Source organism: Streptomyces sp. NPDC008079, assembly GCF_042957385.1.
In the GTDB taxonomy this organism is placed as follows: Bacteria; Actinomycetota; Actinomycetes; order Streptomycetales; family Streptomycetaceae; genus Actinacidiphila.
Window position 1 is genome coordinate 35,071 of record NZ_JBIBIC010000017.1, and the last position, 20,200, is coordinate 55,270.

Here is a 20,200-nt window from a genome sequence, read left to right on the forward strand (position 1 = left end):
TTCTTACGGGGCTGCCTGCTCGACGAACCGGCGCAACTCCGCGGTGTCGGGCGTCACCGGGCCTTTGAAGGCCCGGTTGAACGCCCGGCGGCGGACCGCCAGGTCCAGACAGGCAAGGGCGGGGTGCAGATACGCACCCCGACCGGGCAGCGTACCGCGATGATCGGGAACACAGGTGTCACCGTCCACCGCCACACGCAGCAGCTCGCTCTTGGCCGCACGCTCCCGGCAGCCGATGCAACTTCGCTCCGGGCATGCTGGGGTTCGCGTCCGACCAGACACTCTTTAGTCTACCTCCCCGCACCGACCTCACTCCTTCGAGTGTGCCGACGCACGGTTGTTCGTTTCCTGCCCGCCGTCGGCGGAGGGCATGCATCGCCCGCCGCCGACCGCTTTCGGTCCGTGTTCCGGGCCCGGCCCTCAGCTCTGCGGCTGCTCGGTGTCCGGGCGGATGTCGATCCGCCAGCCGGTCAGCCGGGCGGCCAGGCGGGCGTTCTGCCCCTCCTTGCCGATGGCGAGCGAGAGCTGGTAGTCGGGCACGGTCACCCGCGCCGACCTGGCACCGGCGTCGACCACCTCGACCTTGGAGACGCGGGCCGGGGACAGCGCGTTCGCCACCATCTCGGCCGGGTCGTCCGACCAGTCGACGATGTCGATCTTCTCGCTGTTCAGCTCGGCCATCACGGCCCGTACCCGCGCGCCCATCGGGCCGATGCAGGCGCCCTTGGCGTTCAGCCCCGAGCGGGTCGAGCGGACCGCGATCTTCGTACGGTGTCCGGCCTCGCGGGCGATGGCCTCGATCAGCACCGAGCCGTCCGCGATCTCCGGGACCTCCATCGCGAAGAGCTTCTTCACCAGGTTGGGGTGGGTCCGCGACAGGGTCACCGACGGGCCGCGTACGCCCTTGGCGACCCGGACCACGTACGCCCGCAGCCGGGTGCCGTGCCGGTAGTCCTCGCCGGGCACCTGCTCCTGGACCGGCAGGATCGCCTCCAGCTTGCCGATGTCGACCAGCACGTTCTTCGGGTCCTTGCCCTGCTGGACCAGGCCGGAGACGATGTCGCCCTCGCGGCCCGCGTACTCCCCGAAGGTGATGTCGTCCTCGGCGTCGCGCAGCCGCTGGAGGATCACCTGTTTGGCGGTCGACGCGGCGATCCGGCCGAAGCCGGTCGGGGTGTCGTCGAACTCGCGCGGCTCGGCGTCCTCGGCGACCTCCTCCGGGTCCTCCTTCGCCCATACGGTCACGTGTCCGCTGGTGCGGTCCAGCTCCACGCGGGCCTTGCGGTGGCTGCCGGGCTCGCGGTGGTACGCGATGAGGAGCGCCGACTCGATCGCCTCGACCAGCAGGTCGAACGAGATCTGCCTCTCCTGCACCAGACCCCGCAGGGCCTTCATGTCGATGTCCACGGCTACGCCTCCTCGTCGTTCTCGTCGTCTTCGTGTACGTCGTGTACGTCTTCGTCTTCGTCGTGCACGTCGTCCTGTACGCCGTCGTCTTCGTGGACGTCGTCACCGGCCGCGTTCTTGCGGTTGAACTCGACCTCCACGCGGGCCTTCTCGATCTCGGCGAAGTCCGCGCGGGCGGGCTTGGGCTTGCGGCCCTTGACGCCGGGGACCTCCAGGTCGAGACCCGCGTCGTCCACCGTCATGATCCGCGCGATCAGCTCGCCGCGCTCCTTGAGCTGGAGCTTCACCAGCCGGCCGCTGTTGCGCCGGAAGTGCCGGGGCTCGGTCAGCGGCCGGTCGGTGCCCGGCGAGGTGACCTCCAGGACGTACTCCGCGTCGCCCATCGCGTCCGAGGCGTCCAGCGCCTGCGAGATCTCCCGGCTCAGCGCCGCGACCGCGTCGAGCTGCACGCCCTCGTCCGAGTCCACGACGACCAGCAACTGCCGCCGCTTGCCCGCGGCCGTCACCGTGACCTCTTCCAGATCCAGTCCCGTCCTCACGACGAGCGGCTCAAGCAGCCCGCGCAGCCTCTCGCTCTGGGTGGTGCTCATCCGGGTGACTCCTCGGCCGCGTGTGCTGTTGTGGTGGAAGGTCGCGTGTAAAGGAGAGATTACCCGAGTTTCCACACGTCGCCGCGCCATCGCGGGCCGCCGGGAGGCGGCGCCGAGCGCCCTCCCGCGCACCCTTACACTCGCCCAATGATCCCGGACGTGCCTCGGCTCAGCAGGCGGAGTGTGGTGGCGGTGGCGGCCGTTGTCGTCAGTGCCGGGTGTTCCGGAGGTGGTGGAACAGCGGGCTCGGACGGGGCCGGACACAAGGCCACGCTGCCCGAACCGGGCGAACTGGCGCTGCGCCAGGCGGTCCGCGACAGCGCGGCGTTGCTGGCGCGGTACGACGCGGTGGCCGCCGCGTATCCGGCGCTCGCCGGTCGGCTGGCGCCGCTGCGGGCCGAAGTGGCCCTGCACGTGGGCGCGTTCGGCGGCCGGGCGGCGCCCGTACCGACCGGCTCGCCGTCCCCCGGCGCGACGTCCGCCGCGACCCCCGCCTCCTCGCCGTCCGCTCCCCCGGCCTCCTCGCCGTCCGCGGCCCTGAAGTCCCTGGCGGACGAGGAGCGGCGGCTCGCCGACAGCCGGGCGACGGCGCTGCTCAATGTGCCGGGCGAGACGGCCCGGCTGTTCGCGTCGGTGGCGGCGGCGGGCGCCGGGCACGTGGCGCTGCTCGGGACGAAGGGGGCGGTGCGATGAGCGCGGTGCTGGACGCGGCGCAGGCGGCGCTGGCCGCAGAGCACGCGGCGGTGTACGGCTACGGCGTCGTGGGCGGCCTGGTCGGCGGGAGCCGCCGGCCCGAGGCGCGGCAGGCGTACGACGCGCACCGCGCGCGGCGGGACGTGCTGGGCCGTACCGTGCGCGATCTGGGCGGAGTGCCGGTGACGGCGGCGGCGGGTTACCAGCTGCCGTTCCCGGTGGCGGACGCGGCGGCTGCGCTGCGGCTGGCGGCGTATCTGGAGGAGCGGGTGGCGGGCGCCTACGGCGACGTGGTGCGGTCCGCGATCGGGGACATCAGGCGGGACGCGGCGGGCGCCATGCGCGAGGCGGCGGTGCGTGCCGTGCGGTGGCGCGGTGGCAGCGTAGCCTTCCCGGGGTTGGCGGAACGGAGCTGATCACCGTTCCCCGCCGCACACGACACGGAGGGAACGCACAGGGATGGCTTCAGCAGCGCACCACGGGGGGCCGGAAGGCGTACGGCTGGAGCCGCCGGAGCGGCTGGTCCGCACCGTCGGGGCCTGGGAGGGCGAGGCGGGCCGGGTGTGGCTGGCCGAACTCCCCGACCGGGTGGCGCGGTTCCTGGAGCGGTGGGGGCTGACCGTCGAGCGGGTCTTCGCGGCCGGGGGCCAGATCAGCATGATCGTGCTGGTCCGCACCGCGGACGGGGTGCCGGCGGTGCTGAAGGTCGGCATGGTCACGCGGGAGACCGAGCACGAGCACGCGGCGCTCGCGCACTGGGACGGGCGGGGCGCCGTACGCCTCCTCGACGCCGATCCCGGCGAGGGGGCGATGCTGCTGGAGCGGCTTCAGGCGGATGTGTCGCTGCGGTCGCTCGCCGAGCCCAAGGCGATGCTGGAGGCCGCCGGGGTTCTTCAGCGGCTCTGGGTGCCGCCGGCCGAGGGGCATCCCTTCACGTCGGTCGCCGACTACACCGGCGCGTTGGTGGCGCTGCTGCGCGAGCGGCGGGAGCGGCCTTGGGCGGCCGAGGCGGTCGGCCTCGTCGACGAGGCGCTGTCGGTGCACGCGGAGCTGGTCGCCTCGGGCGCCGAGGAGGTGCTGCTGCACGGGGATTATCACCACGGCAATGTGCTGGCCGGGGAGCGGATGGCGTGGCTGGCCATCGACCCGAAGCCGCTGGTCGGTGAGCGGGCCTACGATCTCGCGTGGCTGGTCCGTGACCGGCTTCCGACCCTGGCCGCCCAGCCCGGTTCCCGGGCCGCGGCCCGGCGGCGGCTCGCCAAGCTCGCCGCCTCTCTTGAGGTCGAGCCCGAGCGCCTTCGCGGCTGGGCCCTCTTCCGTGCCGTCGAGGCCGGCGTCTGGTACCTCTCCGTCGGCGACCGCGAAGCCGCCGAGCTCCTCCTCGAATTCGCCTCCTGGCTCTAGCCCCCCCGCCCCTCCCCGAAAGTCCTCAATCGCCGGACGGGCTGAGTCGGGGGTGGGTCTGATCCCGCAAGGAGCCGCCTTTCCAGGGACGCGGGGACCCGCGCGACCGCCGTCCGCACGACGGGGTCGTGCCCCAACCGCGCGATCAGCCACGGCGGCGAGCCGTCAGTGGGGGGTGGTGAGGAGGGCGAGGGCTTCGGGGAGGGGGAGCTCTCGGCGGGTGCCGGTGCGGCGGTCCTTGAGCTCGACGACGGCGTCGCGGGCGCGGCGGCCCGCGATGAGGAGGGTGGGGACACCGATGAGCTCGGCGTCGGTGAATTTGACGCCGGGCGAGAGGGAGGGCCGGTCGTCGAGGAGGACCCGCAGTCCCGCGGCGTGCAGCGCGGCGGCGGCCTCCTCCGCGAGAGCGGTCTGTTCGGCCTTGCCCGCGGCGATGACGTGGACGTCGGCGGGGGCGACCTCGGCGGGCCAGCACAGCCCCGCGTCGTCGGCGGTCTGTTCGGCGAGGGCGGCGACGGCGCGCGAGACGCCGATGCCGTAGCAGCCCATGGTGACGCGCACGGGCTTGCCGTCGCGCCCGAGGACGTCGAGCTGGAAGACGTCGGAGTATTTGCGGCCGAGCTGGAAGATGTGGCCGATCTCGATGGCCCGGTCGAGGCGGAGCCCGGCGCCGCACCGGGGGCAGGGATCACCGGCGCGGACGGTGACCACGTCGAGGTAGCGGTCGACGGTGAAGTCCCGGCCGCAGACGACGTTGGCGGCGTGCCTGCCGGGCTTGTTGGCGCCGGTGACCCACGCGGTGCCGGGGGCGATCCGGGGATCGGCGAGGTAGCGGACGCCCAGGCCCTGGGGGCCGACGTAGCCGCGTACCAGATCGGGCCGGCCGGCGAAGTCCTCGGCGGTGACGAGTGCGACGGCTGCGGGCGCGAGGTGTTCCGCGAGCTTGCCGAGGTCCACCTCGCGGTCGCCGGGGACGCCGACCGCGGTGATCTCGCCGTCCACCGTGACCAGCAGGTTCTTGAGTGTGGCGGAGGCGGGCACGCCGAGGCGGGCGGCGAGCGATTCGATGGTGGGGGTGTCGGGGGTGTCCAGCTCCTCGACGGGGCCGTGCTCAGCGGCAGCCGCGTCACCGGGCGCGGCAGTGAAGGTGACCGCCTCCGTATTGGCGGCGTAGTCGCAGGCGGGGCAGTCCGCGAAGGTGTCCTCGCCCGCGGCGGCGGGCGCCAGGAACTCCTCGGAGGCCGAGCCGCCCATGGCGCCGGAGACGGCGGAGACGACGCGGAAGTCGAAGCCGAGGCGTTCGAAGATCCGGATGTACGCCTGCCGGTGCAGCCGGTACGACGCGGCGAGCCCTTCGTCGTCGGTGTCGAAGGAGTACGCGTCCTTCATCTGGAACTCGCGGCCCCGCAGCACGCCCGAGCGGGGCCTGGCCTCGTCGCGGTACTTGGTCTGGATCTGGAAGAGGGTCAGGGGCAGGTCCTTGTAGGACGTGCACTGGTCCTTCACGATCTGCGTGAAGACCTCCTCGTGGGTGGGGCCGAGCACGTAGTCGGCGCCCTTGCGGTCGGTGAGCCGGAAGAGCAGGTCGCCGTACTCGTCGGCGCGCCCGGTGGCCGCGTACTGCTCTCGGGGCAGGAGCGCGGGCAGCAGCACCTCCTGGCCGCCGATCGCCTCCATCTCCTCGCGTACGACGCGGGCGACGTTGTCCAGGACGCGTTTGCCGAGCGGCAGCCAGGTCCACATCCCGGCGGACGAGCGGCGCACGTATCCGGCGCGGACCAGCAGCTTGTGGCTGGCGGTCTCCGCGTCGGCCGGGGCGTCGCGCAGCGTCTTGAGCATCAGCCGGGACATGCGCAGGACCATGGCGTTCTCCGTGAAGGTCGGGGGTGCGGCGAGGGTAGCCGGGCCGCCGGGCGCCCGCACAACCCTTTTCCCCCACGCCCGCCCGCCCCGCGCCGCGCTCTACCGCAGCAGCGGCAGCGGCGCGCCCATCACGGCGTAGGGGCGGGCGGCGCTCGGGAAGTGCACCGGGCGGGCCAGGTCCTGGTACCCGAGGGCGTGGTAGAGGCGGCGGGCGGGGCTGTCGCCGTCGATCGCGGAGAGGATGCTGCGCGGCTCGGTGGCGGTGTCGGTGATCTCGGTGATCAGGCGGCGGCCGACCCGGTGGCCCTGGAAGTCGGGCAGCACGTGCAGTTCGGTGATGACGAAGGAGTCGTCGAGCCAGCCGTCGGTGCCGCGCTGCCGCAGGTACGGCTGGACGACGCTCGACCACCAGTGGCCGCGGTCGTTGGGCAGCCCGTAGACGAAGCCGACCAGCCGTCCGTCGTCGGTCTGCGCGCCGAGGGCCCGCGCACCGGGGTAGTTGAGGTGCCGGAGCACGATCTGCCGCCGGATGGCGACCTCGCCGGGGCCGAGCCCGAAGGCGAGCGCCTGTACGGCGAGGGCTTCGTCGACCCGCGCGCCGAGGTCGACAGGTCCGACCACCACGTTCTCCATGGGCCGGGACACTACCCCCAGCGCCCGCGGCCTTCGAGCGCGGTCAGAACAACACACTCATGAACGCGCCGACTTCGGAGAATCCGACCCGCTGGTAGGCGGCCCGCGCGGGGGCGTTGAAGTCGTTGACGTAGAGGCTGGCGACCGGGGCGACATCGCGCAGGGCGTAGTGCAGGACGGCGGCCATGCCGGTCTCCGACAGGCCCTTGCCGCGGTGTTCGGGGGCGACCCAGACGCCCTGGATCTGGCAGGTGTGCCGGGTGACGGCGCCGATCTCGGCCTTGAAGACGACCCGGCCGTCCTCGATGCGGGCGAAGGCCCGTCCGGTGGAGACCAGTTCGGCGACGCGGGCCTGGTAGAGCAGGCCGCCGTCGCCCGCGAGCGGGGAGACGCCGACCTCCTCGGTGAACATGGCCACGCACGCGGGCACGATCACGTCCATCTCGTCGCGCCGGACGCGGCGGACCAGCGCGTCGGGCGTGATGTCGGCGGGCAGCGCGCGGGTGGTCATCAGCGGCTGGTGGGAGCGGACCTCGCGGGCCGGACCCCAGTGGGGTTCGAGGAGCGCCCACAGGTCGGCGGTGGGTTCCGCGGGGCCGACGATCGAGGAGCAGCGGCGGCCGGCCCGGCGGGCGCGCTCGGCGAAGGCGCGGATGGCCTCGGGGGTGGCGCACAGCGGTACGAGGTTGGCGCCCGCGTAACAGAGCGAGGTGAGTCTGCCGCCGCTGTACCAGCCCCACATCTCGCCGCCGAGCCGCCAGGGGTCGAGCCCGGCGACATTGACCCGGGAGGTGACGAAGGCGTTGGCCACCGGGTCGCGGTTGAGTACGGCGAGGGCGGCGTCGAGGTCGCCCGGTTCGAGGACCTTGGCAGTCGATGTGGTCAACACGTGGGTGCCTCACCGTACGGGCCGCAGCAGGCTTGGCTTGAGCAGCAGGCTTGGGATGATCTGCGCACTTTACCGCGCGAGGCCGTGCCGCGCCCCGCGTCCGGCCACCGGTGGGCGGCGGGCGCGGGGCTCGGGCGTGGCCCGGCGGCCGGTCGCGCGGGCTGCTCGGCAGTCAGGAGACGCTCACCTGCGGTTCGCCTGACATGGTGCCGTCGGCCTCCATCTGCTCGGCGAGTTTCATCGCCTCTTCGATCAGCGTCTCGACGATCTTGGACTCCGGCACGGTCTTGATGACCTCACCCTTGACGAAGATCTGACCCTTGCCATTGCCCGACGCGACACCGAGGTCGGCCTCACGGGCCTCACCCGGACCGTTGACGACACAGCCCATCACCGCGACCCGCAGCGGGACCTCCATACCGTCAAGACCCGCCGACACCTGGTCCGCCAGCTTGTACACATCCACCTGCGCACGCCCGCACGACGGACACGACACGATCTCCAGCCGCCGCTGCCGCAGATTCAACGACTCCAGAATCTGGATACCGACCTTGACCTCCTCCGCCGGAGGAGCCGACAGCGACACCCGGATCGTGTCCCCGATACCCTCCGACAGCAGCGCACCGAACGCCACAGCGGACTTGATCGTCCCCTGGAACGCCGGACCCGCCTCCGTCACACCCAGATGCAGCGGATAGTCCGACTGCGCGGCCAGCAGCCGGTACGCGTTGACCATCACCACCGGGTCGTTGTGCTTCACCGAGATCTTGATGTCCCGGAAACCGTGCTCCTCGAACAGCGACGCCTCCCACAGCGCGGACTCCACCAGCGCCTCAGGCGTCGCCTTCCCGTACTTCTTCAGCAGCCGCGCGTCCAGCGACCCCGCGTTCACACCGATCCGGATCGGCGTCCCCGCGTCCGAAGCCGCCCGCGCGATCTCCTTCACCTTGTCGTCGAACTGCTTGATGTTCCCCGGATTCACCCGAACCGCCGCACACCCGGCATCGATCGCCGCGAACACGTACTTCGGCTGAAAATGAATGTCCGCGATCACCGGAATCTGCGACTTCTTCGCGATCGTCGCGAGCGCGTCGGCGTCATCCTGCGTCGGACACGCCACCCGCACGATCTGACAGCCCGAAGCCGTCAGCTCAGCGATCTGCTGAAGAGTGGCACCGATGTCAGAGGTACGGGTCGTCGTCATCGACTGGACGGAAACAGGCGCGTCCCCGCCCACCGGGACCGACCCGACCTGGATCTGACGGCTCTTGCGGCGTTCGGCGAGCTTGATCGGAACATCTGGCATCCCGAGCGAAATCGCGGTCATTGCGTGGCATCCCCAAGGTGTGGATCGAGGTCCCGCGTGGGCGGGCTCCGATAACCGAGGTTACGGCACCCCGCCCACGACCCACACGCCCCTCATCCCATTACGAACTCAGTTTGACGGGGTTGACCACGTCGGCGATCAGGACAAGCAAGGTGAAGGACACAAAGATTCCGGCCACGACATAGGCGATCGGCATGAGCTTGGCGACGTCGAAGGGGCCGGGGTCCGGCTTGCGGAAGACCTTGGCGGCCTTGCGCCGGACGGACTCCCACAGCGCGCCCGCGATGTGGCCGCCGTCCAGCGGCAGCAGCGGGAGCATGTTGAACAGGAACAGCGAGAGGTTGAAGCCGCCGACGAGCATGACCATGGTCATGACGCGGTTGATGGCGGGCTCCTGGAGCGCGAAGACCTCGCCGCCGACGCGGGCGGCGCCGACGACGCCCATCGGGGAGTCCGGCTTGCGCTGCGCGCCGTTGAAGGCCGCGTTCCACAGGTCGGGAATCCGCTTGGGCAGGCTGATCAGAGAATTCACGCCCTGTTTGGCCATGTCGCCCATGTGGTTCACGGAATCGGTGAAGCCCAGCGGCTGGATGTGGCTGGCCGGGCTGAAGCCGAGGAAGCCCGCCTTGACCGTGCCGTCCACGTAGTTGCCGTCGCTGTCGGTCTTGGCGACGGTGTTGGTGGTGATCGTGGGGTGCAGCGTGAGCCGCTGTCCGTCGCGGACCACGACGACGCTGGCCGGGCCGATGCCGTCGCGGATGTCCTTGGACAGGGCGTTCCAGTCGCCGACCGGGTGGCCGTTGAACTCCACGATCTTGTCGCCGGCCTTGAAGCCCGCGGTCTTGGCGGGCGCGACCGGGTCGGAGGGCAGGCACGGGTTGTTCACGTCGCGCTTGGCGGTGTCCGCCTGCGAGATCACACAGTCGCTGACCTGGCTGACCACGGTGGTGCGCATGCTGATGCCGAAGCCCATGAACACGCCGAGGAACAGCGCGACGGCCAGGATCAGGTTCATGAACGGTCCGGCGAACATCACGATGACGCGCTTCCACGGCTTGCGCGTGTAGAACATCCGCGTCTCGTCGCCGGGCTGGAGCTCCTCGTACGCCGCCGAGCGGGCGTCCTCGATCATGCTGCGCCACGGCGAGGTCGACCGGGCGGAGACCTTGCCGTCCGCCCCCGGCGGGAACATCCCGATCATGCGGATGTAGCCGCCGAGCGGCACGGCCTTGAAGCCGTACTCGGTCTCGCCCTTGTGCCGGGACCAGATCGTCGGGCCGAAGCCGACCATGTACTGCGGCACGCGGATCTTGAAGAGCTTGGCCGTGGAGAGGTGGCCCAGCTCGTGCCAGGCGATGGAGACCATCAGGCCCACGGCGAAGACCACTATGCCGAGGACCGTCATGAGAGCGGTCATACGCCTGCTGCCTCCGATGTCGACGCGCTCGTGTTCACGTTCCCGTTCACGTCCGCACTCCCGTTGTTCCCGTTCACGTTCGCGAGTTCCCTGGCACGGGCACGGGCCCACGCCTCCGCTTCGAGGACGTCCTCGACGGTCAGTCGAGTTCCCGTCCCGGGCACGCCGTGTTCCTCGACGACCTTCGCGACGGTGTCCACGATCCCGGTGAACGGCAGCCGGCCGGCGAGGAAGGCGTCGACGCACTCCTCGTTGGCCGCGTTGAACACCGCGGGCGCGGTGCCTCCGAGGCTACCCACATGTCGCGCCAATGCGACGGACGGGAACGCGTCGTCGTCGAGCGGGAAGAATTCCCATGTCGAGGCTTTCGACCAGTCGAAGGCGGGCGCGGCGTCCGGGACCCGGTCCGGCCAGCCGAGACCCAGCGCGATCGGCATCCGCATGTCGGGCGGGCTGGCCTGGGCGAGCGTCGATCCGTCCACGAATTCCACCATCGAGTGAATGTAGGACTGGGGGTGGACGACGACCTCGATCCGCTCGAACGGGATGTCGTAGAGCAGGTGCGCCTCGATGACCTCAAGGCCCTTGTTGACCAGGGTCGCGGAGTTGATGGTGATCACCGGGCCCATGTCCCAGGTGGGGTGCGCGAGGGCGTCGGCGGGCTTGACGTCGGCCAGCTCCTCGCGGGTACGGCCGCGGAAGGGGCCGCCGGAGGCGGTGACGACGAGCTTGCGGACCTCGGCGCGGCTGCCGCCGAGCATCGCCTGGAAGAGCGCGGAGTGCTCGGAGTCGACGGGCACGATCTGGCCGGGCTTCGCGACGGCCTTCACCAGGGGGCCGCCGACGATCAGCGACTCCTTGTTGGCGAGGATCAGCACCCGGTCGGCCTCCAGCGCCGCCAGCGTGGGCCGCAGGCCGATCGAGCCGGTGATGCCGTTGAGCACCGCGTGGCACTCCAGGGTCGCGGCCTGGGTGGCGGCTTCCGGGCCGACCAGCAGCTCCGGCCCGTTGCCGGGGCCGAAGTGCCTGGTCAGGGCCTGTCGCAGCGGCTCCACGGCGGCCTCGTCCGCGACCGCGACCGTATGCACCTGAAGCTGGTGCGCCTGTTCGGCGAGCAGTTCCGCGCGGCTGCCCGCGGCGGAGATGGCCACGACGCGGAAGCGGTCCGGGTTGCGGAGCACCACGTCGATGGCCTGGGTGCCGACAGAGCCGGTCGAGCCGAGGATCACGATGTCCCGTCGGCCGCCGGCCGCCGCCTCTCCGGTCGTGTACGGGCGGTAGTGCGGGTCTGCGAGAGCGTCCGTCATGGGGCCATTCTGTCCTGCCGTGGCGGCTGTCAGTGCACCGGTCGGCGGACGTTGTCCGCCCGCGACGGGCCGGGCTCGGCCTCCGCGATCCACGGGCCCTCGCGGCTGGCGTCGACGATTCCGGCTTCCAGCCAGGTGAGGTCGCCGTTGAGCACGGAGCGGGTGAGGCGGCGGTCGGTGCTGTCGGTGTTGGTCCACAGCCGGGCGAACAGCTCCTCGGTGCGGATGCGCGACTGGTGGCAGAAGGCGTCGGCCAGACGGCGGGCCTCCCGGCCGTGGTCGCCGGTCGCGGCCAGGTGCTGGGCGCGGACGCAGGCGGCGCTCATCGCGAAGAGTTCCGCGCCGATGTCGACGATCCGGGCGAGGAAGTTCTGCTTGGTCTCCATCCGGCCCTGCCAGCGCGACATCGCGTAGAAGGTGCAGCGGGCCAGCTTGCGCGCGCTGCGCTCCACGTACCGCAGGTGTCCGGCGAGCGGCCCGAATTCGGCGTACGCGTGGGGGAGCTGGCCCGGGCCCGCGACGAGTTTGGGCAGCCAGCGGGCGTAGAAGCCGCCCGCCTTGGCGCCCGCCTTGGCCTTGTCGCCCAGGGTGGTGTCGGGGTCGATCAGGTCGCCCGCCACGGACAGGTGGGCGTCGACGGCCTCGCGGGCGATCAGCAGGTGCATGATCTCGGTGGAGCCCTCGAAGATCCGGTTGATCCGCAGGTCACGGAGCATCTGCTCGGCCGGGACGGCGCGCTCGCCGCGGGCGGCCAGCGAGTCGGCGGTCTCGAAGCCGCGCCCGCCGCGGATCTGCACCAGTTCGTCGGCCATCAGCCAGGCGGCCTCCGAGCCGAAGAGCTTGGCCAGCGCGGCCTCGATCCGGATGTCGTTGCGGTCCTCGTCCGCCATCTGGGACGACAGGTCCAGTACGGCTTCGAGCGCGAACGTGGTGGCGGCGATGTACGCGATCTTCGCGCCGACGGCCTCGTGCTCGGCGATCGGCTTGCCCCACTGCTCACGGGCGGCCGACCACTCGCGGGCGATCTTCAGGCACCACTTGCCCGCGCCCGCGCACATGGCGGGCAGTGACAGGCGGCCGGTGTTCAGGGTGGTCAGCGCGATCTTCAGGCCCGCGCCCTCGGCGCCGATCCGGTTCGCGGCCGGGACCCGGACCTGGTGGAAGCGGGTGACGCCGTTCTCCAGACCGCGCAGGCCCATGAAGGCGTTGCGGTTCTCCACAGTGATGCCCGCGGAGTCGGCCTCCACGACGAAGGCGGTGATGCCGCCCCTGTGGTCCTCGTAGGTGTCCGCGCCGCCGTCCGGCTTCGGCACCCGGGCCATGACGACGAGCAGATCGGCGATGACGCCGTTGGTGGTCCACAGCTTCACGCCGTCGAGTACGTAGTCGTCGCCGTCGCGGACCGCGCTGGTGGCCAGCCGCGCCGGGTCGGAGCCGACGTCGGGCTCGGTGAGCAGGAAGGCGCTGATGTCGGTACGGGCGCAGCGCGGCAGGAACTTCTCCTTCTGCTCCCGCGTGCCGAACATCTTCAGCGGCTGCGGTACGCCGATCGACTGATGGGCCGACAGCAGCGCGCCGATCGCGGGGCTCGCGGAACCGGCGAGGGCCAGCGCCTTGTTGTAGTACACCTGGGTGAGGCCGAGGCCGCCGTACGCGGTGTCGATCTTCATCCCGAAGGCGCCGATTTCCTTCAGGCCCGCGATCGTCTCGTCGGGAATCCGCGCCTCGCGCTCGATCCTGGCGCCGTCGACCTTCGTCTCGCAGAAACCCTTGAGCAGGTCGAGGAACGCCTCGCCCTTCTCCACCGCCTCGGCCGCGGGCAGCGGGTGGGGGTGGATCAGGTCGAGGCGGAAGCGGCCGAGGAACAGTTCCTTGGCGAAGCTGGGCTTGCGCCAGTCCTGTTCTCTGGCGGCCTCCGCCACCTGACGTGCTTCGCGCTCCGAGACCTTGCGTGCGGTGGGTGCGGACACGGTTGCGTCACCTCCGGGTAGCCGGTTACCAACCGGTGCTACTTGTCCGTACTACCCGAATCCGGCCGACCCGACCATCCGCGGCGCGAGGTCGGCCGAATCCCTCGGGCCCCGGAGGCCGGTGCCTGGAGGTCCCGTGTCTGGAGGTCCCGTGTCTGGAGGTCCCGTGTCTGGAGGTCCCGTGTCTGGAGGTCCCGTGTCTGGAGGTCCCGTGCCTGGAGGTCCTGTGTTTAAAGGTCCAGGCCGGTGAGGACCAGCACGCGCTCGTACGTGTAGTCGTCCATCGCGTACTTGACGCCTTCGCGCCCGGTGCCGGAGTCCTTCACACCGCCGTACGGCATCTGGTCGGCGCGGTAGGAGGGCGCGTCGCCGATGATGACGCCGCCGACCTCCAGTTCGCGGTGGGCGCGGAAGGCGGCCTGGAGGTCGTGGGTGAACACGCCGCTCTGGAGGCCGAAGCGGGAGTCGTTGACGGCGGCGAAAGCCTCGTCGGTGCCGTTCACCCGGTGCAGCGACAGGACGGGGCCGAATGCCTCGGCCGAGGCGAGGACGGCGTCGGCGGGCAGGTCGGCCAGGACGGTCGGGGCGTAGCTCGCGCCGTCCCGCACCCCGCCGGTCAGCAGCTTGGCGCCCTTGCCGACGGCGTCGTCGACCCAGGAGGCGACGCGCTCGGCGGCGGCCTCGCTGACCAGCGGACCGACGTCGGTCGCGTCGTCGCCGGGGTCGCCGACCGCCTGCGCGCGCACCTTGGCGACGATCTTCTCGGCGAGCGCGTCGTAGACGGCGGTGTCGGCGATGACGCGCTGCACCGAGATGCAGGACTGGCCCGCCTGGTAGTTGGCGAAGGTGGCGATCCGGCTCGCCGCCCAGTCCAGGTCGGCCTCGGACGACCAGTCGGCGAGGACGACGGCGGCGGCGTTGCCGCCGAGTTCGAGGGTGACGTGCTTGCGCGGCACGGAGTCCATGATCTGGTAGCCGACGGTGTCGGAGCCGGTGAAGGAGATCACCGGCAGCCGCGGGTCCTGGACCAGCGAGGACATCCGGTCGTTCGCCACCGGCAGCACGCTCCAGGCGCCCTCGGGCAGGCCGGTGGTCTCGGCGAGGAGTTCGCCGAGCAGCAGCGCGGACAGCGGGGTCGCGGGGGCGGGCTTGAGGATGATCGGCGTGCCGACCGCGATGGCCGGGGCGATCTTGTGGGCCACCAGGTTGAGCGGGAAGTTGAACGGCGCGATGCCCAGCACCGGGCCGCGGCTGAAGCGGCGGGTCAGCGCGAGCCGCCCGACGCCGCCGGCGTCGGTGTCCAGCCGCTGCGCCTCGCCGCTGTTGAAGCGGCGGGCCTCCTCCGCGGCCCAGCGGAAGACGGACACGGCGCGGCCGACCTCGCCGCGCGACCATTTCATCGGCTTCCCGTTCTCCGCCGTGATCAGCCGGGCGACCTCCTCCGACCGCTCCGCGAGCCGCTTCGACACGTGGTCGAGCGCCGCCGCGCGCACATGGGCGGGCGTCGCCGAGAACGCGTCCTGCGCCGCCGCTGCCGCCGCCACCGCCTCCTCGACCTGCGCGTCCGTCGGCACACTCACCCGGCCGACCGCCGCGCCGTCCCACGGGCTGGTCACATCGAATGTGTCCGTACCGGTGGCCTCACGGCCCGCCAGCCAGAACGCGTACGCGGCTGCGCCTGTCGTTGTCACGGTGGGTCCCGCCCTTCAGAAGTTCGATTGTGCTGCCGTCCCGTCTCTCACGGTAGGCGCGCCCGCGGACACCGCACGTTGTCCACGACGTAGTACGTGCCCACTGACGCGCGCCGTAATGGCCGGAATGGCCCGGCGCTGCGAGGGGGGCCGGTCTTCCGGGGACCGCCGGGCCCGGCGGCGGCCGGGCGTACCGGACGGCGTCCGGTGGGGCGTCGGTGCCGGGGGAAGGCGGGGCCGGACTTACGTGGACCACCAGGGGCCCGGCGGCGGCCGGTGGACCGCCGGTGCCTGGGACGGCAGGGGCCGGGCTTATGGGGACCACCAGGGGCCCGGCGGCGGCCGGTGGACCGCCGGTGCCGGGGACGGCAGGGGCCGGGCTTACGGAGACCGGCCGCGTTCGGCAGCGGCCCGGCGGGGCGACCGGAAGCCTTCCGGCGGCGGCTGGCGAGGCTCCGGCCGGGGGCGCGCGGGCGGACGGCGTCGGATACGGCCCCAGGAGGGCCGGGGTACGGCCGGTCGGCGGCAGCGGCTTCGGCCGGGGGGGCAGGTGGGGAAAGCCGCACGGCGTGCCCTCGGGCGCCTCTATCCTGCTGGCGGGACGGGGAGGGAACGCCATGACGGAGACCGTGACGATCGACCTGGGCGACGGCTCGACGGTGGAGGCCGAGGTCATCGGCGACCTCACCTTCCGGCAGCCCGGTGAGGCCGCCTCCGGCGCGGGCGGCGCCGACGCGTACGGCGACGTCGGTGTCGACGTCGGCCGCCGCGCCGCCGCGCTGGGCTCGGCCGTCGCCCTGAGCCTCGGCCAGGTGCGCGACACCGTCCGCAGTGTCGGCCGCTGGGCGGCCGAAACGGTGACGGAGGGCGGCGCCGCCGGTTCCCCCGACGCCTTCGAGGTCGAATTCGGCCTCAATCTGGCCGTGAAGTCCGGCCAGCTCTTCGGGATCATCGCGGAGGCGGGCAGCGAGGCCAGCCTGACCGTACGGCTCTCCTGGGACCTGGCGGCGCGCAGAGCCCGCGCGGAAGCGGCCGAGGCGGCCGAGGCGGCTGAAGCGGCTGAAGCGGCTGAAGCGGCTGGGGCGGCCGTCACGGCGGTGGTCGGAGCCGCCGCGGACGGGACCGGCCCGGCCGGGGACACGGGCTCCGGGTCCGGCGGACAGCCGTGAGCGCTGGGGCCGTCGCCTGGTGGGGCGCCGGACCGCTGGGCGGCGAGGCGCACTTACGCGCGGTGTGGCTGGAGATCGGCGGGACCTTCCGGGGCAGCGGCTTCCTCGTACGGGACGGGCTCGTCGTCACCGCCGCGCACGTGGTGGCCGGAGCGGCCGGAATCGTCGTACGGCACCCGTCCGGCGGTGGTCCCGTGGCGGCGGACGGCGTACGGGCGGTGCCTCCGCACAGCGACGGCGGGCGCTTCCACCCGTATCCGGACCTGGCGCTGCTGACCGTGGCCGGGTGGTCCGGGCACCCCGTCGCGTCGCTCGCGGCCAGTGACCCCGAGCCGGGCACCGAGGTGACGGCGCTCGGCTACTCGGAGTTCACCCCCTCCCCCGGTGTCCAGCCGGACTCGCTCGCGCTGCGCACAGGAGCCAGGTCAGGCGACTTCTTCCGGGTGCTGGGCGACGGCGTCCGCGAGGGCTTCAGCGGCAGCATGCTGCTCGACCGGGCCGGTCTCGTGGTCGGTGTGGTGAAGGGCAGCCGCTCGTACCGGGACGACCGGGGCGGCTGGTGCACCCCGGTCTCGGCCCTGCGCGGCCTCCTCGGTATCGCCGACGCCCCGGCCGGCTCCGCCCCGACGGCCGCCGCGCCCGGCCCGCCGCCCACCGACATGGAACTGGTCGACGCCCTGCTGGCGTTCCCCTCTCTGGGACGCGCGGACAACCGCTACGACCTGCTCGACCGGATGGGCGACCACCTCGGCCTGCCGTACTCCTTCGAGGTGGAGGAGCGGCCGGGCCGCCGGGACCACCTCTTCCGGCTGGTGCTGAGCTGCCGCCGGTTCCGGGACGAGGGGGCCGCGTGGCGCGCCCTGTTCACGGCGATGGAGGAGATCGTGCCGGACGACCGGGCCCTGGAGCGGCTGCGCGACCTGGTCGGGCGGGCGATCGGCGGCTGGGGGGACGCGTAGCGCGATGGGTTCCGTGGAGGGGAAGTGGACGGCGAAGCGCCTGCTGGCCAAGGTCGGCAGGGCCGGGGACGGTCCCGGTCCGGCGGCCGACGGGGGTCCGTGGCCGGTCGGCGCGGCCGAGCTGCTGGGTGAACTGCTGGAGGACTTCCCGCAGTTGTCCCGGCACGGCGACCGGCTCGACCTGCTCCAGCGGATGGACGAGGCGGCGGAGCGCCACGAGCCGCGGCCGTACGGTCCGGGCGGCGTGCGGGGCGCGCGCCGGGCCCGCTTCCGGCTCGACGTCCGCGAGGAGTTCGTCGCCCGCGCCCACCTGCGCAATCTCGTCGGCGCGATCGAGACCCGCCCCGACCCCGACGCGGCACTGGACGCGCTGCGGGCGGCGCTGCGCGGTCAGGCGCCGTACGACAAGGCCCTGCCGTGGCTGGAGTTGGCCGTCCTGGGCCTGACCGGCGCGGCGCCCCTGCCGCCCGACGCCTCGCTCACCGTCCTCACCGCGCTGCGCGCGGACCTCCCGCATCTCCCCTCCCCCGCCCAGCTCGCGCGCCATGTCCCGCACGGCGCGCCCGGCACCGCGCTGCTCACCGGCCGCGAGACCCTGCCGGAGATCCTGGTGCGCCTGTCCGACCTACGGGGCGGCGGCCCCGGCGGCGACGCGGGCCGGGCGGTACCGCTGCTGCGCTTCCTCGGCTCCGTCACGGCCGACACCGACCTTGCCGCGTACGCCCGTTGGGCGGCGCTGCGCGAGCTGCTCGGCGCGCTGGGCGGCGGCCGGGCCGGGGACACCGGGACGGCCGGCGGCGGAGCGCAGAGCCCGGAGGCCGCCGACCGGCTGATCGTGCAGATCCGCGTCGAGGCCGCGGGCCCCGAGCATGTCGAGGACGGCAGCTACGAACTGCGCGGCGCCTACTACCGGCAGGCCGTGCACGGCGGCCCGCTGCGCCGGGTGGCGGCGCTGCCGCCCAGCGAGCCCTTCCGCCGCAGCGAGCTGACCGGCGCGGGCAGCGCCCGGATGTCGGCGTGGACGGAACTGGCCCGCGAGGTGCGCGGCGCGGGCGGCGGTGTCCGGGTCGAATTCCTGCTGCCCGAGGCCCTGTTGGGCTACAGCGCCGAGCTGTGGTCGGCCGGCCCGACCCGTACCCCGCTCGGCCAGCACCACCCCGTCGTCGTACGGTCCCTGGAGCGGTACACCGACTCCTGGGTCATCGGCGCGTGGCGGCAGCGCTGGCAGCATCTGCGCCGGGACCCGCAGCGAGCGGCGGCCCCGCACGGCGGCGGGAACGGCGACACGGCCGGAACCGGGGCTCGGGAGCCGGACCCGGCGGACGACGCGCTCGGCAGGATCTCCTGGCCCCGGCTGCACGGGCGGTCCGCCGCGACTGAGCTGACCGAATCCCTCGTACGGCAGCCCGAGTTGGCCTGCCTCGGCCTGACCGTGCCGTACGACCGGCTCTCGGCGCACCTGCTCGCGGCCGTGAAGGACGCGCTGTACACCGAGGGCGTGCCCGTCATGCTGTGGCGGCGCGACCCCGGCGACCCGCGCGAGCTGGTGACGGCGCTGCGCGCCCACCCCCCGGCCCGGCTGCTCGACCTGCCGGAGACCGTGCACCGCTGCCGCAAGTACGGCAGGACGGCGGGCGCCGACGACGTGCGGAACAACATCACGCTGCTCTGGGACGACCCGGACAGCGTGGACGCCGACCAGGACACGCCGTACGCGGGGATGGCCTGACATGCGGACGACGCGCACAGGACGCACAGGACGCAGAGGACAAGGAGCGGTGCAGTGACGGCGAACGGCGACGACTGGTGGGTGTACCGGGGTACCGGCACCCCGCACGACGGCATCGACGGCCTGCCGGAGGCCCCCGCCTGGCGGGCCTTCGGCACCGAGTACGGCGACCCCGGCGAACTGCCCCCGCCGCCCGCCGACACGGGACCGGGCGCGGACGGCGCGACCGCCCGGCGGCTCGGCCGCGACCGCCAGGCCGTCGCCTATCAGGCCGACCGGCGCGAGGTGCAGCTCGTCAACCTGGCCCTGCACCTGCGCCGCCCCCTGCTCATCACGGGCAAGCCGGGAGTCGGCAAGTCGACACTCGCCTACGCGGTCGCCCACGAACTGCGCCTCGGTCCCGTGCTGCGCTGGCCGATCACCAGCCGCGCCACCTTGCGCGACGGCCTGTACGCGTACGACGCGATCGGCCGTCTGCACGACGCGGGCATGGGACGCGGTCCGGCGGGGAGCACGGGCGGCGCGGGGAGGGACGGCACCGGGGGCGGCACCGGCAGGGAGGAGCCGCCGCCCGTCGGCCGCTATCTGCGGCTCGGTCCCCTCGGTACGGCGCTGCTGCCCTGGCGGCACCCGCGGGTGCTGCTCATCGACGAGATCGACAAGAGTGATCTCGATCTGCCCAATGACCTGCTGAACGTCTTCGAGGAAGGCGAATTCGGGATTCCGGAACTCGCCCGGCTGGGGCCGGGTGATCAGGAAGTCATGACCGCGGACGGTGCGCGGACGGCCACCGTCACTGGCGGGACGGTGCGCTGTGCTCAGTTCCCCTTCACCGTCTTGACGAGCAACGCCGAGCGGGAGTTCCCGGCCGCGTTCCTGCGTCGCTGCGTCCGGCTGGAGATCCAGCCGCCGGACGCGGACCGGCTCGCCGCGATGGTCACCGCGCACCTGGGACCCGGCGCCCCCGGCGCGGCGGCCGAACGCGCCGCGGTCATCGCCGAGTTCCTGCGCCGCCAGCGCGAGGAGGGCGCGGAGCTTGCCAACGACCAGCTCCTGAACGCCCTGTTGATGGCCGACCGCGGCCTGTGGTCGGGCCGGCAGGACCGCGAGTTCATCGAGAGCGTCCTCCTCCGCCCCCTCAACGAGTCCTGA

18 protein-coding genes are annotated in these 20,200 nt (G+C 72.6%); 7 read left to right on the forward strand and 11 right to left on the reverse strand.

Annotation, left to right across the window (positions count from 1 at the left end; translation table 11 throughout):
* Window positions 1-3 precede the first annotated feature (3 nt).
* The 3 genes from ACFZAM_RS28280 to rimP form a co-directional block, all read right to left on the reverse strand.
* Entirely contained in the window at window positions 4-282 is a 279-nt protein-coding gene (locus tag ACFZAM_RS28280; RefSeq protein WP_355350310.1) for a YlxR family protein, read from the reverse strand.
* Between the two features lie 138 nt (window positions 283-420).
* On the reverse strand, window positions 421-1,407 hold the full coding sequence (gene nusA / locus ACFZAM_RS28285) for a transcription termination factor NusA (protein WP_188279440.1): 987 nt from the start codon (window positions 1,405-1,407) through the stop codon (window positions 421-423).
* Between the two features lie 2 nt (window positions 1,408-1,409).
* Complete coding sequence (gene rimP, locus ACFZAM_RS28290; protein ID WP_391050312.1) at window positions 1,410-1,997, reverse strand: ribosome maturation factor RimP; 588 nt, start codon at window positions 1,995-1,997, stop codon at window positions 1,410-1,412.
* 147 nt (window positions 1,998-2,144) lie between these two features.
* Between rimP and ACFZAM_RS28295 the strand changes: the two genes are divergently transcribed.
* The 3 genes from ACFZAM_RS28295 to ACFZAM_RS28305 are packed head-to-tail and all read left to right on the forward strand — an operon-like array spanning window position 2,145 to window position 4,094.
* A complete protein-coding gene (locus ACFZAM_RS28295) occupies window positions 2,145-2,690 on the forward strand; it encodes a hypothetical protein (protein WP_391050313.1) in 546 nt (181 codons plus the stop codon).
* The gene (locus ACFZAM_RS28300) at window positions 2,687-3,106 is read left to right on the forward strand and encodes a ferritin-like domain-containing protein (RefSeq protein ID WP_355350320.1); all 420 of its coding nucleotides are present in this window, start codon (window positions 2,687-2,689) and stop codon (window positions 3,104-3,106) included. Before ACFZAM_RS28295 ends, ACFZAM_RS28300 begins: the two co-directional genes overlap by 4 nt.
* A gap of 43 nt (window positions 3,107-3,149) precedes the next feature.
* Window positions 3,150-4,094 (forward strand): aminoglycoside phosphotransferase family protein, encoded by a 945-nt coding sequence (locus ACFZAM_RS28305; RefSeq protein WP_355350323.1) that lies wholly within the window; start codon window positions 3,150-3,152, stop codon window positions 4,092-4,094.
* Window positions 4,095-4,259: 165 nt separating this feature from the next.
* Here ACFZAM_RS28305 and ACFZAM_RS28310 read toward each other — a convergent pair whose 3' ends face one another.
* From ACFZAM_RS28310 to ACFZAM_RS28345, 8 genes are all read right to left on the reverse strand, one after another.
* Window positions 4,260-5,957, reverse strand: a complete 1,698-nt coding sequence (locus tag ACFZAM_RS28310) for a proline--tRNA ligase (protein ID WP_391050314.1) — start codon at window positions 5,955-5,957, stop codon at window positions 4,260-4,262.
* A 99-nt stretch (window positions 5,958-6,056) separates the two neighbouring features.
* The gene (locus tag ACFZAM_RS28315; RefSeq protein WP_355350329.1) at window positions 6,057-6,590 is read right to left on the reverse strand and encodes a GNAT family N-acetyltransferase; all 534 of its coding nucleotides are present in this window, start codon (window positions 6,588-6,590) and stop codon (window positions 6,057-6,059) included.
* A gap of 43 nt (window positions 6,591-6,633) precedes the next feature.
* Entirely contained in the window at window positions 6,634-7,479 is an 846-nt protein-coding gene (locus ACFZAM_RS28320) for a GNAT family N-acetyltransferase (RefSeq protein WP_391050315.1), read from the reverse strand.
* Between the two features lie 172 nt (window positions 7,480-7,651).
* Window positions 7,652-8,806, reverse strand: coding sequence for a flavodoxin-dependent (E)-4-hydroxy-3-methylbut-2-enyl-diphosphate synthase (gene ispG / locus ACFZAM_RS28325; RefSeq protein WP_391050316.1), 1,155 nt, complete (start codon window positions 8,804-8,806; stop codon window positions 7,652-7,654).
* Window positions 8,807-8,906: 100 nt separating this feature from the next.
* Window positions 8,907-10,223, reverse strand: coding sequence for a site-2 protease family protein (locus tag ACFZAM_RS28330; RefSeq protein ID WP_391050317.1), 1,317 nt, complete (start codon window positions 10,221-10,223; stop codon window positions 8,907-8,909).
* Complete coding sequence (gene dxr / locus ACFZAM_RS28335) at window positions 10,220-11,530, reverse strand: 1-deoxy-D-xylulose-5-phosphate reductoisomerase (RefSeq protein ID WP_355346589.1); 1,311 nt, start codon at window positions 11,528-11,530, stop codon at window positions 10,220-10,222. Before dxr ends, ACFZAM_RS28330 begins: the two co-directional genes overlap by 4 nt.
* Window positions 11,531-11,559: 29 nt before the next feature.
* Window positions 11,560-13,500 (reverse strand): acyl-CoA dehydrogenase family protein, encoded by a 1,941-nt coding sequence (locus ACFZAM_RS28340; protein WP_391050318.1) that lies wholly within the window; start codon window positions 13,498-13,500, stop codon window positions 11,560-11,562.
* A gap of 230 nt (window positions 13,501-13,730) precedes the next feature.
* Window positions 13,731-15,191, reverse strand: a complete 1,461-nt coding sequence (locus ACFZAM_RS28345) for an aldehyde dehydrogenase family protein (protein ID WP_391050319.1) — start codon at window positions 15,189-15,191, stop codon at window positions 13,731-13,733.
* A gap of 617 nt (window positions 15,192-15,808) precedes the next feature.
* On the opposite strand from ACFZAM_RS28345, the gene ACFZAM_RS28350 reads away from it, so the two are divergent.
* From ACFZAM_RS28350 to ACFZAM_RS28365, 4 genes are read left to right on the forward strand one after another with little or no spacing between them, the layout of a single operon-like run.
* On the forward strand, window positions 15,809-16,360 hold the full coding sequence (locus tag ACFZAM_RS28350) for a CU044_2847 family protein (protein WP_391050320.1): 552 nt from the start codon (window positions 15,809-15,811) through the stop codon (window positions 16,358-16,360).
* The gene (locus ACFZAM_RS28355; RefSeq protein ID WP_391050321.1) at window positions 16,357-17,319 is read left to right on the forward strand and encodes a trypsin-like peptidase domain-containing protein; all 963 of its coding nucleotides are present in this window, start codon (window positions 16,357-16,359) and stop codon (window positions 17,317-17,319) included. The genes ACFZAM_RS28350 and ACFZAM_RS28355 overlap by 4 nt, the downstream gene beginning before the upstream one ends.
* Window positions 17,320-17,323: 4 nt before the next feature.
* Entirely contained in the window at window positions 17,324-19,048 is a 1,725-nt protein-coding gene (locus tag ACFZAM_RS28360) for a hypothetical protein (protein WP_391050322.1), read from the forward strand.
* A 54-nt stretch (window positions 19,049-19,102) separates the two neighbouring features.
* Window positions 19,103-20,200: an AAA family ATPase gene (locus ACFZAM_RS28365; protein ID WP_391050323.1), complete on the forward strand. Its 1,098-nt coding sequence runs from the start codon at window positions 19,103-19,105 to the stop codon at window positions 20,198-20,200.

Excerpts from the sequence above, each read along its gene's own strand:
- dxr (WP_355346589.1), bottom strand. The coding sequence starts at position 11,530 with ATGACGGACGCTCTCGCAGACCCGCACTACCGCCCGTACACGACCGGA.
- ACFZAM_RS28295 (WP_391050313.1), top strand. The coding sequence starts at position 2,145 with ATGATCCCGGACGTGCCTCGGCTCAGCAGGCGGAGTGTGGTGGCGGTG.
- ACFZAM_RS28300 (WP_355350320.1), top strand. The coding sequence starts at position 2,687 with ATGAGCGCGGTGCTGGACGCGGCGCAGGCGGCGCTGGCCGCAGAGCAC.
- ispG (WP_391050316.1), bottom strand. The coding sequence starts at position 8,806 with ATGACCGCGATTTCGCTCGGGATGCCAGATGTTCCGATCAAGCTCGCC.
- ACFZAM_RS28350 (WP_391050320.1), top strand. The coding sequence starts at position 15,809 with ATGACGGAGACCGTGACGATCGACCTGGGCGACGGCTCGACGGTGGAG.
- ACFZAM_RS28305 (WP_355350323.1), top strand. The coding sequence starts at position 3,150 with ATGGCTTCAGCAGCGCACCACGGGGGGCCGGAAGGCGTACGGCTGGAG.
- rimP (WP_391050312.1), bottom strand. The coding sequence starts at position 1,997 with ATGAGCACCACCCAGAGCGAGAGGCTGCGCGGGCTGCTTGAGCCGCTC.
- ACFZAM_RS28360 (WP_391050322.1), top strand. The coding sequence starts at position 17,324 with ATGGGTTCCGTGGAGGGGAAGTGGACGGCGAAGCGCCTGCTGGCCAAG.
- ACFZAM_RS28315 (WP_355350329.1), bottom strand. The coding sequence starts at position 6,590 with ATGGAGAACGTGGTGGTCGGACCTGTCGACCTCGGCGCGCGGGTCGAC.
- ACFZAM_RS28310 (WP_391050314.1), bottom strand. The coding sequence starts at position 5,957 with ATGGTCCTGCGCATGTCCCGGCTGATGCTCAAGACGCTGCGCGACGCC.
- ACFZAM_RS28330 (WP_391050317.1), bottom strand. The coding sequence starts at position 10,223 with ATGACCGCTCTCATGACGGTCCTCGGCATAGTGGTCTTCGCCGTGGGC.